The organism is Dolichospermum flos-aquae CCAP 1403/13F, assembly GCF_012516395.1.
GTDB classification, from domain to species: domain Bacteria; phylum Cyanobacteriota; class Cyanobacteriia; order Cyanobacteriales; family Nostocaceae; genus Dolichospermum; species Dolichospermum lemmermannii.
Genome location: NZ_CP051206.1, coordinates 5,059,324 through 5,074,244, shown reverse-complemented (window position 1 = coordinate 5,074,244; position 14,921 = coordinate 5,059,324). Strand labels below are relative to the sequence as shown.

Genomic DNA, 14,921 nt, shown 5'->3' with positions numbered 1-14,921 from the left:
ACGAAAAAAATAGGGAACTTTGGATTTTAGATTGGGAGTGAAAATCGCAAATCACAAATTATTTTGTGGAAAGGTCTATGAGTGCTAACCACAAACGACGGTGTCCACCGGCGGCACTATAAAAGAGTAAATTTATTAACAGTTTTAGGGCTAGGTGGGTAAGTATATCCCCAGGAGTGGCTTCTTCCTCTTCCATGCGTTCTTGGTAAGTATTACAAAAACTATCTATATAATCTCCCAATAACGCAGTTTGGTGAGGTTGTTGCTTATTTGCTGTCATCTGCTCTAATAAACCGACAGCCCGGCGAATTAATTCCTGGTGCTGCTTGGCGAGATAACAGATAATTAAAACTAGCGATCGCGCTTCTTCTACATCTAATTTTTTTCGTCCTCCTTGACTTTTGCGAAGGGGATTCGATTGCCGCAATCGCCACAGGGCTACCCGATCTGGTACTTTTGATTCTAAATCCAGACTAACTGCGGCTGATAGCATTGCCTCTGAACCAATGCCAGTTAAGGTCTCTAGGGCTAATAGCACTAAATCTAACTGAGTTTTGATATTTTCCCATTGAATTGTATTCGAGGCTGGGAGTTGACTTAAATCCTCCCAAGCTGATTTTGGTATAGTGGAATTAGCGGTTGAGTGCATAACTTTTAGCATAGATGATTAGGCTGAAAGACGCTGGTGTTGTTACCTATTTGGAAACGAGATTTGTTAGTAGGGGCGAAGCATTGGGAAGATAAATTATCGGTCATTGCCAAAAATAGTTCTCCAAATGCTTCGCCCGTACAGTTGTTAGTTGTAATAATTTTGCCTGTTCCCTGTTCCCTTTAGATATGAGCAATAGTGACACCACTACCACCATCGGCTTGTGCTGCTGGTTCGTAATGGGTAATTCTGGGATGTTGTTGTAAGAAAGCGTGAACTCCTTGCTTTAGTTTGCCAGTACCGTGTCCATGAATAATCCATAGGGGTCCAGCGGCTTCAGAAATGGCTTTGTCTAAGATATATTCGCCATCAGCTACGCGTTTTCCGCGCAAATCTACAGTATTTTGAGAGGTGCGAATGGCTGGGGCTGGTGGTGGTGTAACTACGGCTGGGGCTGGTTTTGCTTTAACTATGGGTTCGGGTTTTTGTCCATCTAATGATTCTATATCTTGGAGTTGGACTGTCATTTTCATGATGCCAAAACGGATGGCGAAATTGCCGTCAGCATCAGGAATTGTTAAGACTTCGGCGGTTTGCCCTAATTTGGGAATTCGCACGCGATCGCCGACTTTGGGCATAAACCCAGCTTTAGGTTTAGGTGGCGGGGCTGGCTCATATTTTTGAGCAATTTGACTTAGGGATGCGGTAGCTTGTTGGGCATCTTGGGCGTTAGGTGTGCCTTTTTGCAAGCGGCGGATAACTTGGGCAATTTCGCCTTTGGCTTGGGTAATTGCTTGTTGAACGGCAATTTCTTGGGAAGCCCGTAAATCTTTTTCTCTGGCTTCTAAAGCAGCGGCTTTGTCAGAAACTTCTTTATATAATCGTTCGGCTTGACGTAATAATTTTTGGGCTTCTGCGGCTTTGGTTTCTTGGTGGCGACGTTGGGCTTCTAAACCTGCAATGACTTGATTTACCTCGTCTGTGGCTTCTCCAACCTGAGTTTTAGCTGCTGCTACTACTTCTGGTTTTAACCCTAAACGCAAGGCAATACTCAAGGCGTTGGAACGTCCAGGAATCCCCCACAATAGCCGATAAGTGGGTGAAAGGGTGGTTTCGTTAAATTCTACGGAAGCATTTTCAAACTGAGGATTTTCATATTTTAAGGCTTTGAGTTCGCCAAAGTGGGTACTAGCCATTGTTAGCTGGGTATGATTGGCGAGATATTTAAGTAAAGCGATCGCTAATGCACTACCCTCAACCGGATCTGTGCCTGCACCAACTTCATCCAGTAATACGAGGGACTGGGGACTGGGGACTGGTAGTTTTATTTTTTCTTTTTCTTCCTCTTCCTCTTCCTTTCTCCTGACTTCTTCCTCTTCTTCTTTCTTTCTCCTGACTCCTGACTCCTGACTCCTGACTCCTTTCTCCGCCAATGCTTCTAATATTCGACTAATGCGGCGAATATGTCCTGAAAACGTGGATAAACTCTGTTGTAAAGATTGTTCATCGCCAATATCTGCTAAAACTTGCGAAAACCACGGCATTTCTACGGGTTCACGGGCAGGAACAAATAAACCCACTTTCGCCATGATAGCCGCTAATCCCAAGGTTTTTAAAGTTACCGTTTTTCCACCTGTATTTGGTCCGGTGATGGTGACTACCCGAATTTGGGGACTGATCAGCAAATCTACCGGAATGACGGGATTTCCTTGTTCGTGCTGCTGTTGCCATACTAATAACGGGTGGCGCAGATTTCGCAAGGTGATAATTTCATTGTCTTGGCGATTGATAAAGCGCGGGGGGTTAGAACCTATCCACAGACTATAACGAGCTTTCGCAACTGCTAGATCTAAGGTGGTGACAATGGCTAATAACCTTTCTAAATCTGGGGTAACTGCGGCTACTTTCTCCGTCAAAGTCCGACGAATGGCTTCGGCTTCGGTTTGCTCTTTTCTGAAGATTTGCCGCAGTTGATTACCCAAGGGAACGACACTGCTAGGCTCTATATACAGGGTTGCGCCACTGGTGGAGGTGTCATGAACAATGCCGGGAATTGCGTCCTTTTGGGGGGCTTTGACGGGGATGACAAAGCGATCGCTTCTTTGGGTAATTAACTGTTCTTGAATTGCTCCCGATTTTGCTTGGATAATATTTTGGAGTTTTTGAGTAATTTGGCTGCGGATTTTCCGCAATTCTACCCGAATTTCCCCCATTTTCTGACTAGCGCGATCAGTTACTTCTCCCCGTTCATCAATACAACGGTGGATTTCCTGTTCTAATTCTGGGTACGTCCGTAATTGGGAAACTAAATCGTTTAAAACTGGGACATTTTCTTGATTATCAATGACACGGCGTAAATTTCTTGTCCCTGCCAGGGTGGTAGCGATCGCTAATAGTTCCTCTCCAGGTAAAATACTTTGAAGTATTGCCCGTTCTAGGGAATCACCGATATCTTGGATTCCTTCAAAGGATAATCCTGGATGTAAACGACTTTCCAGTTCGTAAACTTCTTTGGTTTGCGCTAATAACTGTTCACTTTCTACCTGGGTTTCAGGAATCGGCAAGTCACGCGCAACTATTGCCCCTAGCTTAGTTGCCGCAAAGGTGGAAAGGTGCTGGCACAAGCGAGGCCACTCTAGTAATTCTAAGGTTTCAGATTGAATCAAGGTTTCAACAACTAATCTGAAGTTATCGTAACAATTTTAGCCGCCATCAGACTAAATCTTCAAGGATAAAATTTTTAGGTTTTGTTGTCACAAAAACGGTGACGTTGGCTGAATGCTGCCATCTATCCTAGATAATTTTCTTTGATTGATTATATTTTCAAGTTAAAATCAAGCATTACAGCACCTTTGACACAGATAGAATTTACATAATGAACGCTACACAAGAACAACTAAAACTAAAATTAACACAGGCTTTAGTAGCTGCTTTTGGTACAGATTATACCAATACAGATCCAATTTTGGTTTCTGCCAGTAATCCTAAATTTGGTGATTATCAGGCTAATGTGGCTTTATCTTTAAGTAAAAAGTTAGGAAAGCAACCGAGAATTATCGCTGGGGAAATTGTCAGTAAACTAGATGTATCTGATATTTGTGAACCTCCAGAAATCGCAGGTCCTGGTTTTATTAACCTCAAATTACAAACATCTTATTTAGAAGCACAACTTAACGCCATTCAATTAGATTCTAGATTGGGAATACCCACAGCAACAAATCCACAAAAGCAAATTGTTGATTTTTCTAGTCCGAATATTGCCAAAGAAATGCACGTCGGCCATTTACGTTCGACTATTATTGGTGATTCCATTGCCCGAATTTTAGAATTTTGTGGTCATGATGTCTTGCGCTTAAATCATGTTGGTGATTGGGGTACACAATTTGGGATGTTAATTACCTATTTGCGGGAAGTTTATCCAGACGCACTTACCACAGCCAACGCTTTAGATATTGGAGATTTAGTTAATTTTTACCGCAAAGCCAAACAGCGATTTGATGAAGATCCAGTTTTTCAAGAAACTTCCCGTCAAGAAGTTGTGAGATTACAAGCTGGTGCGGAAGATACGTTTCATGCTTGGAAATTGTTATGTGAACAATCTCGACAAGAATTTCAAATTATTTATGATTTACTCAATGTTGAATTAATAGAAAGAGGTGAATCTTTTTATAATCCATTATTACCAAAAGTCGTAGAAAATCTAGCAACAACGGGATTATTAGAATCAAGTCAAGGGGCAAAATGTGTTTTCTTAGATGGTTTTACAAATAGAGAAGGTAATCCTTTACCTTTAATTGTGCAAAAAACTGACGGTGGTTATAACTATGCAACCACAGATTTAGCAGCTTTAGGTTATCGCATTCAAGAAGATGAAGCCAAGCGGATTGTTTATGTGACAGACGAAGGACAATCTAACCACTTTGCCCAATTTTTCCAAGTAGCAAGAAAAGCAAATTGGATTCCTGAAGATGTGGAATTAGTTCATGTTCCTTTTGGGTTAGTGTTAGGTGAAGATGGCAAAAAATTCAAAACTCGTTCTGGTGATACTGTGCGGTTACGAGATTTGTTAGATGAAGCCATTAACCGCGCTCGTGCAGACATAGAAAATAGATTACAAGAAGATGAACGCACAGAAACAGAAGAATTTATGCAAAATGTTGCGGAAGTTGTGGGGATTAGTGCGGTTAAATATGCAGATTTAAGCCAAAATCGCACCAGTAGTTATGTCTTTAGTTATGACAAAATGTTATCTCTCAAAGGCAATACAGCCCCTTATCTTCTCTATGCTTATGTGAGAATTCAAGGAATTAGTCGTCAAGGGAATATTGATTTTACCAACTTAGGAATAAATCGCCAAATCTTGCTGAAAGAAGATGCAGAATTAACTTTAGCTAAACATCTGCTGCAACTTGATGAAGTAATTAAGGAAGTAGAACAGGATTTATTACCAAATCGTTTGTGTGATTATTTGTATCAACTCAGCGATAAGTTTAATAAGTTCTATGAAAATTGTCCTGTTCTCAAATCTGAAGAACCTGCTAGAACTTCGCGGTTAATGTTATGTGATTTAACTGCAAAAACTCTCAAGTTGGGATTATCTTTGTTAGGAATTAAGGTTTTAGAAAGGATGTAATATTAAGTCCTGACGATTATAAATCTCGGCTACACAGACAAAACCCACTTGAATCATGAAACTCTTGTAGTGCGGGCATCTTGCCCGCTACATAAGTACCTCATTAGAGCGAAATGTGCTGTAAGCATCGTCATACATATCATCAGCCAAAAAAACCAACTCCATAACCAGCAATTATGTCATCACGAAACCTCTACCTTTTCTAAATCTACACCCAGTCCTTGATCTAATTCTGGTAATTTTTTACCCAAAATCAGAACAGATACCATCATTAATAAACTCGTCACCATAATCACACTGATCACATTCGGATTATCAAAATTGCTCGTACCTATTAACAATGCTGCGGCAAAATTACGTTGTGCAGTTCCTACTCCTAAAACTCTTTGAGTATCAATACCAGGACCACCCAATAAATAACCTACAGTAAAAGAGAAGATAATAAAAATAGCACAAATAAAGATCACTCCAGTTTTCAATAAAACAAGAATTTCATTAAAGTGTACTATCAATCTCACTCCTAAACCTAAAAGCAATCCAAAATTAGATATTTTGAAAGTAATTGTTTGGAGATTTAAAGCGATATCCTGATATGTTGCCTTAATTAATAACCCAATTCCTAATGGTGTTAGCATCATTAATATTAAAGGTTTAGCAATATCCCAAGAATTGACTTCTACACCTTGCAAAACTAATGGTAATACAATTGGCATATAAAAAACAGTGCCGAACATTAACATCATCATCAACCCTGTAGCAAAAGCTAAATCCCCCTTAACTATTTGGGCAAGTTTAGGTAAAGCTGGCGGACCAGATGCTAATGCCATAATGATCAAACCATCTTTCACAGGTTCATTAACAGGTATTACTTGCAGCAGCAAATATACAAAAAGTGGCACTAAAACAAAATTTGTTAATAGCGACAAAACAACCAAACGAATATTACGAAGAGGTTGCCAAATCTGTTGAACAGTTAACTTTAAACCTGTACCAAACATAGTGGCAACAACAAAAGCCAGAAATGCAATTTTGTCAAGAATGGGGATAATTTCATTCATAAATTTCTTATTTCGCGCCAACAGGCAAAGAAGAAGAGAATATTCAATATGATTCTGTTAAGCCTCAAAATCTTTGTTAAAACGAACCACAGAGGCACAGAGGACACAGAGAGAAGAAAATAATTGAGTATGATTTTTAAAATATACTCTGTGTTGCTCTCTGCGCCTCTGCGAGAGAAAACAATTACTTCAAATTCAAAGTAACTTTCTGTAAATTACCTGTGAACGCAAACGGTACTTGATAAGTTTCCACAATCGGAGTACCTGTATCTCGACCCACATCAAAAGTTTCATTTAAAGCCAAACGGTAGGGTAAAGTTTTTTCAATTCGACCCTCAGCCACCTGTTGATCATTAATGAATAACTTCCCATTTCCACCAGCACCAACTTCACCACCGTCATAATCAAAATTAAATTTGATTGTTGATTTACCTGATGCTAATTTTTCAGGAGATTGAATAATATAGCGTTCGGAATTAGCAAAGTTATAAACGTAGGTTGGTTTACTATCTTCTAGGAAAAAACCCCAACCAGCAAAACGTCCTCCTTGAGTTAAGAGAACACCTTCAGCACCACTTTCGGGAATTTCCACATCAGCCGTAATGCTAAAAGATCTATTTTTCAGACTTGGGGCGCTACCTTCGGGAATCCTGACTCCACTAGAATAGTAAGTAAAAGTTGTGCGCCCTGCGGCTGGGGAAGGACGACTTTGGACATCAAAACGTTCAGAAAGGCGATCATCTAATGGTAAAACTTTGTGTTTACGCGCTTCTGATAAAAATAAATTTTGTAGTTTTTCCAGTTTTTCTGGATTCTCAGATGCTAAGTTATTCGCTTCGCTGAAATCTTCCTCAATGTTGTATAGTTCCCAAGGATCTTTCTCGAAGTCAGCATTAATTGTACCCTGCCAAGGTAATCGAGGATGACGCGCCGCAGCTATCCATCCATTATTATAAATAGCCCGGTTTCCGAACATTTCAAAATACTGAGTTTTACGCTCAGAAGCAGCTTCAGGATCATTAAATGTGTAAACTAGGCTAGTACCTTCAATCTTCTGTTGTTTCACTCCATTAACTTTTGTAGGTGCAGTAATTCCCGCAGCTTCAAAAATAGTTGGCGTAATATCAATAACATGATGGAATTGGCTACGAAGTCCGCCTTGATCTTTAATGCGATCGCCCCATGCAATAATTAAGGGGTTACGAGTTCCACCAAAGTGAGAGGCTATTTGTTTTGTCCATTGGAAGGGAGTAGTACCAGCCCAAGCCCAAGCTGCATGATAATGATTAAAGGTTTTGGGACTACCTAAGTCATTTAAAGAAGCTAACAGTTGTTCTCGACTTTCGGGTACTTTATTGAAGACTTTTAATTCATTGACGCTACCTGCTAAACCACCTTCAGCACTAGCACCGTTATCACCAACGATGTAGAAAACTAGGGTATTATCTAATTCCCCGATTTGGTCAATGGCATTAATTAATCTTCCTACTTCATGGTCTGTATATGCTAAAAATCCCGCAAATACTTCCATTTCATGGGCATAGATTTTTTGATCATCTGGAGATAAGGAATCCCACGCTGGTAATTCTTTCGGACGGGGAGTAAGTTGGGCATTAGCAGGAATTACACCCAATTGTTTTTGTCGGGCAAAGGTTTCTTCTCGTAATTTATCCCAGCCTTGATTAAACTTGCCTTGATACTTGTCTATCCAGACTTTAGGAGCGTGATGAGGTGCATGGGTAGCACCGGTAGCCAAATAGGTAAAGAAAGGCTTATCGGGGGCTATAGACTGTTGAGAATGAATCCAGCTAATGGCATGATCTACTAAATCTGGAGTCAAATGGTAATCAGGGTTATTAGTTGGTGGTGCAATTCGCTTGGTATTTTCGACTAAAGCCGGACTCCATTGGTTAGTATCACCACCCAAGAAACCGTAAAAATACTCAAATCCCAACCCTGTTGGCCAGCGGTCAAAGGGTCCAACCGCACTGGTTTCATAATCTGGGGTATTGTGCCATTTACCAAAAGCTGCGGTATTATAGCCGTTTTGCCGCAATACTTCCGCTACGGTGGCAGCACTCTTAGGTAAGATAGTTGTGTAACCGGGAAAACCAGATGCTAACTCTGCAACTACACCTGTACCCACGGAATGATGATTGCGTCCAGTTAATAAAGCTGCTCTGGTAGGTGAACAAAGGGCTGTAGTGTGAAATTGGTTGTAACGTAATCCCTTTTCCGCTAAATGAGTCAAATTCGGAGTTTCTATAGCACCACCAAAGGTACTCGCTTGCCCAAAACCCACATCATCCAATAATACTAATAGTACATTGGGGGCTTTTTCCGGGGCTTTAATTGGTGCGGGAAAATCCGGTGTTGATTCTTTGTAAGTTAAACCGATTTTACCTTGGAAAGATGGTGGATTAATCGGTAATACTTTGCCCGTATCTGCTAATGCGGGGCTTGTTACCATCAACCATGTGATGAGGAAAGATAGAGACAGCACCCGTAGAATTGAACTTGACATACAATAACCTTGTATAAAAATTAAAAACTTTGCGCCTTTGCTCCTTCGCGTCTTTGCGCGAAACTTAATCTTTTAACGAACCACAGAGGCACAGAGGACACGGAGATAAGAGGGTTCGAGAGATATTTTGCGTTAGTCTTGTAAGTTCTTTACCAAGCGAAATCCGATATGGGTTGTTCCGGTATCAGGAGATTCTGATTCTCGTGCGGCTGGACGGTAGCGGCTACAATAGTTTGGCGCACATAGATAAGAGCCTCCTTTAATAACGTGCAGGGCAGTTTCTGTGGGGTTAACAGATACACGACTTCTTTGAGAAGTCGGGTATCTATCGTTGAACAAGTCGGAAGTCCATTCCCAAACGTTACCGGTCATGTCGTAAAGTCCATAACCATTGGCTGGAAAAGAGCCTACTTTTGCAGTTCCTACATAACCGTCGGCTTTGGTGTTGAAAAAGGGAAAGATTCCCTGCCAAGTATTGGCTTTTTTAGCTGAATACTGATTTCCCCAGGTATAAGTTGCCCTATCCAATCCACCACGAGCGGCGTATTCCCACTGTGCTTCTGTTGGTAGTAATTTTTCTACCCATTGGGCGTAGGCTAGAGCATCTTCGTAGGCAATATGTACAACTGGATAATTTTCTTTCTCTGTAATGCTGCTATCACTGCCAAAGGGATGCTGCCAATTAGCACCAGGAGTCCAATGCCACCAACTGAGAATTTGAACTTGTTTAATGCCTTGTTTTGGCATTTGAAATACCAGTGAACCTGGTAATCTCTGCTCGTCGGGTAAGTCGGGAAACTGTTCTTTTGATAAAGGGCGTTCTGCAACTGTTACATAGTTTGTGGCTTTGACAAACTCTGCAAATTGGGCGTTTGTCACCTCATATTTATCAATGCAGAAGGAGCTAACTGTGACGTTTTCTCCTGTTCGCTCTTCCTCAAAACCAGAATCATCTGCTCCCATTTTGAATGTACCTCCAGAAATCAATATCATTCCTGGAGAACAGGGATTAATGGTATCTGCTAATGCTGGTGAATTGGTAAATAGTGATATGAGTGCAACTACCTGAATCAGCAGTAATATTAGAAACCGCATTTTACGCCGTTGGGACTGTTAAACCGAGAATTTTAGCAAATCTCTCTACATAGAATTCTGTAGGATTAGCAACTTGTTGAATGGATTCACGTTGGCGCAAATTTTCCCACCATTGCTGCAATTTGGGTGTTTCTGTTGGCAGTGTAAAATTACGGAACTTTTCTAAAACTGGTAATCTTTCAAACCAAGGATAGAAGCTAATATCCACTAAACTCAAATTTTCCCCTAACCAGTAAGGAGCATTACCAGACAGCTTACCTAATCCTTCTTCTTCAATATACAAAAGAGATTCTAAAAACTCTCTTCGTCCCTGTTCCTGTTCCTGTGTATCTTTACCACGCAGCAATTTACCAAAGGCTGGGACTAAACGAGTATTAGCATAGTCAATCCAAATCCTAGCAACTGCTTTTTTAGCAGGATCATGAGGTAATAAAGCGGGTTCTGGGAATACTTCTTCTAAATATTCATTGATAATTGTAGACTCGTATAGTTCTATATCTCCGTGCTTAATCGCTGGAACTTTACCGTAACGAGAAACTTGGGTAAAAGCTTCTGATTTATTCTGTAAATCAATTTCAATGGGTGTAAAATCAATTCCTTTTTCCAGCAACACCACACGGGTTCTTTGGGAGAAAGTAGAGGCTTTAGCGAAATAAAGTTGGATGTTGCTCATAAAATACTTTCCTTTCCTTGATTGGGATTTGTTTGAATTTTTAGTTAATTGCAAAAATTGCAAGTTAAATGACAGCCAAAGATAGAAGTGAAGCAATTTCACTCCTACGATTTACATTTTCGACTGGTAAACTACCAGGGCTTTAAATTAACTACGGTTTATTGGTCGGATTAGCGTATTATATTAGGAGTATTCCATAGTTTTTACTAAAAAACAAGTCTTTTAGCAAACATTCTTCTCCAAACGTAGAGCCAAAATGCCCAACAATTTAAGAGGGTGTTTGAAAAGTCGGTGAGTGAGTAAAAAAGCTCTCCCAGTGTAAGTTGTGAATAGAAAGAACACAGCACAAAAGAGAGTAACATGAGTAAAGCATACCCTACCACTTGACTCACGCCCAATATGAATTAATAAAAATGGTCGTGAAAAAGGGAAACAGAACTATATTTGTGTAAGTTTCTGCTTTTCTTGCAAGTTCAGTCCCTTTAGGGCTGAGTTACTGACTGTGACAGATGGGTAAATCCAGAAATTATTCCTCGACAATTTCCACTTCCCTTGGTTCTGCTGGTGCTTCAGCAGAAGTATTGGCTTCGGGACTGAGGTGATTTTTCAGTTTGAGTTTTAGGTCGTCTGAAATGGGCAAATCTTTAATTTCTTTGAGCAGAAATCTGACTGATTCGGTTTTGCTACGTTCTGTATATATAGCCTTGAGAATAGCTTCAATTCCATAGCCTGCTACAGTATCCCCTACAACTGTTGTCAGACCAAGCAGACCTATACCTCCGAGGATACCAAACGGTCTTCCCACAGATGTGAGGGTAGCAACAATAGCAGCATTACTACCTGCTGATGAAACTGCTAAAACCACGAGAATTATGCTAACTTGCGAAACTTTTTCGATTTAGTCTGTTGTTTTTCGAGCTTATTAGTAAAGAATATGGGAATTCGCTGCTCGATATCGTAGCTCGTTACGAAAACTTCTTTGAGATTATTTTCTAAAGGGCTGTCGCCAAAATATTGCTTGATAATTTCTTCTCTCCCCTCTGAAGAATATTTTGGTTGAACGAATATATCCTCTAGCTGTCCGAGTAATTGTTCCCAGAATGGCTCGTAAAATATCTCAGCCCCATATTCCAAATATATTTGCAGAAGTTCTTCAGCACTGTATTGGGCGACGGGTGGGCTATCAGATCCTGCTAAATCTAATCGCGGTTTAGTTAGTCCGAGTGCGAGAATTCCTCCGCTGGAACTACCTGCAATTAAATCGAACAAACTAAAAATCTGTTTTTGTGTCCGCTTTTCAATTTCAGTCAAGATGATTGCGGGGATAATACCCCGAATACCACCGCCATCAATAGCAAGTATTTTATATTTGGGATTTGCTGTATTATTCATAGTTTGTTTCGATTCCTCTTGAGAGGGTGTTTGCGCTTGTTCCTGTTGTTGAATATTGTCTGGGATTGGGTATTCGGTAGTTTGGGCGATTTCGGCTATCTCTGCAGGTGAACTACTTGGTCTGTGTCCCTCGCTGGATGATTGTGCGATCGCAAATAGAACTTGTGCTAAATTCCAACTGGGATCACCATACAAGGTTCCATTATGGGTATTTCCACTCTGGTCTTGGACAGTTGTTCCTTCTCCTTCGTTTAATCTCCAGTAGGCTACTAATCCTGGTTCATTTCCAACTAGAGGACTAGAGCGATGCGTTTGGATTTGGTCTTGAGTGCAGGGATAATTCCAGACGCTAATATTTGCCAACTGTCCTGTAAAGTATACATTATTGTGTAAAGTCGCCCCCATGGTTATAGGACTAGTTGCTTTGTTCAAAGAAGAACCTGTCAAAGACCCAGTATATTCATGGTCATCAAGATATATAGTCAGTTGACCGCCATTAAAAACAATGGCAAAGAAGTGCCATTGTCCGATGGTTAATTCTCCATTGCCAAAGGTTTTAATAACATTGTCAATATTTTCATCAATGTATACATCTAAATTACCTTCTTCACTGATGCCAAATTCAAAATTATCACTGCATCGGTCTGAAGAACGGGCAAAAAATACATTGTGTGCCCCGTATGTAGTTGCTTTATTGGTGAGTTGATGCGGATTCACCCATCCGGAAATCGTAAAGGCTGAACTCCCCTGAGCAAACACACCACCAATATCATTTTTGCCAAAATTTATGTAGTCATCTTGACCATCAAATGTCAGAACTGATTGGGTATTTACTTGATTTGTCACAACATTTTCATCTCCAAATCATATAATTTGTAATTAATCAACGAACTATATACATAATTTATTTTTATCTATCAGGCAATATAGCTTGTTGGTAAATATATTGACTGTTGCTGCAATACTCACACTACAAGTGTCGTAGTTTCTAAATGCTGACTGATCATTCTTTCCTATAAGACTTGTACACTGATCCCAATGCTATGGTAGTTTTGTGCCAAAATCCCATAGGAGTCCCATATATTTTTAACTCCAACGCACTTAACCTAGACTTTTAAATAATCTCAGCTTTATCAAAAAAATGCAATAGATAGCAGGTAAGACTTATGCTTATCTATCTAACGGTGCATCTTTATATCCCACATTCCGCACCCTAACTGTCACATTGTTGACACTCCCCGGTCTAAAGCAAGTCAGGCATTGCTACGCAATGCTTACTCAGGGACTTTCAAACTTCCCAGTCTTTCTTGTAAGGTGCATTAAACCGCAAAAATCTAGCAAATAAACAGATTGTTGATATCTGATGCACCCTACAATAGATTTTTGGTGTGACACTTGCGTAAGTTCTAAGAGTGAGTCATAAATTGAACAAAATATATTTATAACTTACGCATTGACAAATGAGGGAAAATTCTTATACGGTAATCAGTTGTTGAACTCATACGTAAGCATTTTAAATAACTAAAATAGACAAAATAGTTAAAAAACTCGCTATTATGGCTAATCATCAAAATAAATTTAATTGCTTTATTATTGGCGAGGGAACTTTACCGATTCAATGTGCTGAAATACTGATCAATCAAGGTCACGTAATTTACGGCATTATCTCCGCAGATGCATCGATAATTAACTGGGCTGAGGGGAAAAACATACCTTATATTAAGCCAACAGATCATCTCGGAGAATTTTTAAGCCAGCAGCCTTTTGATTACCTGTTCAGTATTGTCAATAGGTATGTTTTACCCCAGGAAATTCTAGAGTTACCACGCCAATTTGCGATCAACTATCATGATGCCCCCCTACCAAGATATGCAGGAGTCAATGCCACTTCCTGGGCGTTGATGAATCAGGAGAAGACTCATGGGGTGACGTGGCATATAATGGCCGCTATGGTTGATGCGGGCGATATCCTGAAGCAGGTAATTATCGATATTGCTGATGACGAGACAGCTTTGACTCTGAATGGGAAATGCTATGAAGCTGCTATTAATGCATTTGCTCAAATAGTTGATGAGCTATCCTCTGGTACATTTGTAGCAACCAAAGTAAACCTGAATGAGCGCACCTATTTTTCCCGCTTCAAAAGGCTGAGGGCAGGCGGAATCATCTCATGGAAGCGTTGTGCTTATGAGTTAGACGCCCTGATTAGGGCTTTAGATTTTGGTTCTTATCCCAATCCATTAGGTCGGACTAAATTGGCTATAGACAGCAATTTGTTTATAGTCTCTAAGCTTGAGGTTCAGGGTAACTTGTCCAACTACCCTCCGGGAACGATCACAAACATTGAACCTACTTATATCACAGTTTCTACAGCAAGTTATGATATTGCACTACGTCAGGTACTGGCTATTAATAGTCAAGCACTATCAATTTCATATCTGGTGGAGAAATTTGGCTTGCAAGTCGGGTATCAGTTTTGTGATCTTGAGCCTAATCAGGTCAAGCAGATTGAGAAGTTTGATCAGTCAATTGTTAAGCATGAAGCTTTTTGGGTAGAAAGGCTAGGAACCTTAGAGTCCATCACTGTTCCTGAGGCAAAGCAGACAGCATCATTACACCTGAAAGAACCACAGTATGCCAGAGCCAGGATGTTTGTACCCGATGAGGCAATTACCTTATGGTTACAACGCCATCCCCAATGGCACTGAAGTGATTTTCTCGCAGCTGCTTTTATTACTTATCTGGCTCGAATTGGTGGCAGCGGATGTTTTGATATCGGATTTAAAGATATTGAATTACAACGACAGTTGGTCGGACTCGAAAGCTTGTTTGCGTCAGTTGTTCCTTATCGGGTAAATATAGATTACGAGCAAAGTTTTGCGGCTTTAAAAAAACAG

At 40.3% G+C, this 14,921-nt stretch carries 11 protein-coding genes; 3 read left to right on the top strand and 8 right to left on the bottom strand.

Going from position 1 to position 14,921, the window contains the following annotated elements; all coding sequences use genetic code 11:
• Positions 1-58 precede the first annotated feature (58 nt).
• Positions 59-661 carry a DUF3038 domain-containing protein gene (locus tag HGD76_RS24135; RefSeq protein WP_168697268.1) on the bottom strand — a complete coding sequence of 201 codons (603 nt, stop codon included), beginning with the start codon at positions 659-661 and terminating at the stop codon, positions 59-61.
• 51 nt (positions 662-712) lie between these two features.
• On the opposite strand from HGD76_RS24135, the gene HGD76_RS26070 reads away from it, so the two are divergent.
• Positions 713-835, top strand: a complete 123-nt coding sequence (locus tag HGD76_RS26070; RefSeq protein ID WP_267904303.1) for a hypothetical protein — start codon at positions 713-715, stop codon at positions 833-835.
• Here the strand turns inward: HGD76_RS26070 and HGD76_RS24130 are convergent.
• Positions 832-3,315 carry an endonuclease MutS2 gene (locus HGD76_RS24130; protein WP_168697267.1) on the bottom strand — a complete coding sequence of 828 codons (2,484 nt, stop codon included), beginning with the start codon at positions 3,313-3,315 and terminating at the stop codon, positions 832-834. The two genes, HGD76_RS26070 and HGD76_RS24130, sit on opposite strands and share 4 nt — an antisense overlap.
• Before the next feature lie 209 nt (positions 3,316-3,524).
• On the opposite strand from HGD76_RS24130, the gene argS reads away from it, so the two are divergent.
• Positions 3,525-5,282: an arginine--tRNA ligase gene (gene argS, locus HGD76_RS24125; RefSeq protein WP_168697266.1), complete on the top strand. Its 1,758-nt coding sequence runs from the start codon at positions 3,525-3,527 to the stop codon at positions 5,280-5,282.
• Positions 5,283-5,464: 182 nt separating this feature from the next.
• Here the strand turns inward: argS and HGD76_RS24120 are convergent, their stop codons facing one another.
• The 6 genes from HGD76_RS24120 to HGD76_RS24095 all read right to left on the bottom strand — a co-directional run bounded on the left by HGD76_RS24120 (position 5,465) and on the right by HGD76_RS24095 (position 12,870).
• Positions 5,465-6,340 (bottom strand): bile acid:sodium symporter family protein, encoded by an 876-nt coding sequence (locus HGD76_RS24120; protein ID WP_168697265.1) that lies wholly within the window; start codon positions 6,338-6,340, stop codon positions 5,465-5,467.
• Between the two features lie 184 nt (positions 6,341-6,524).
• Positions 6,525-8,864, bottom strand: coding sequence for an arylsulfatase (locus tag HGD76_RS24115; protein WP_168697264.1), 2,340 nt, complete (start codon positions 8,862-8,864; stop codon positions 6,525-6,527).
• A gap of 132 nt (positions 8,865-8,996) precedes the next feature.
• Complete coding sequence (locus HGD76_RS24110) at positions 8,997-9,959, bottom strand: formylglycine-generating enzyme family protein (RefSeq protein ID WP_168697263.1); 963 nt, start codon at positions 9,957-9,959, stop codon at positions 8,997-8,999.
• 1 nt (position 9,960) lies between these two features.
• Positions 9,961-10,632: a glutathione S-transferase family protein gene (locus HGD76_RS24105; protein WP_168697262.1), complete on the bottom strand. Its 672-nt coding sequence runs from the start codon at positions 10,630-10,632 to the stop codon at positions 9,961-9,963.
• Between the two features lie 526 nt (positions 10,633-11,158).
• Positions 11,159-11,506: a hypothetical protein gene (locus HGD76_RS24100; protein WP_407644820.1), complete on the bottom strand. Its 348-nt coding sequence runs from the start codon at positions 11,504-11,506 to the stop codon at positions 11,159-11,161.
• A complete protein-coding gene (locus HGD76_RS24095) occupies positions 11,503-12,870 on the bottom strand; it encodes a LamG-like jellyroll fold domain-containing protein (protein ID WP_233466980.1) in 1,368 nt (455 codons plus the stop codon). Before HGD76_RS24095 ends, HGD76_RS24100 begins: the two co-directional genes overlap by 4 nt.
• A 710-nt stretch (positions 12,871-13,580) precedes the next feature.
• On the opposite strand from HGD76_RS24095, the gene HGD76_RS24090 reads away from it, so the two are divergent.
• Entirely contained in the window at positions 13,581-14,732 is a 1,152-nt protein-coding gene (locus HGD76_RS24090) for a formyltransferase family protein (RefSeq protein WP_168697261.1), read from the top strand.
• Positions 14,733-14,921: the final 189 nt, after the last annotated feature.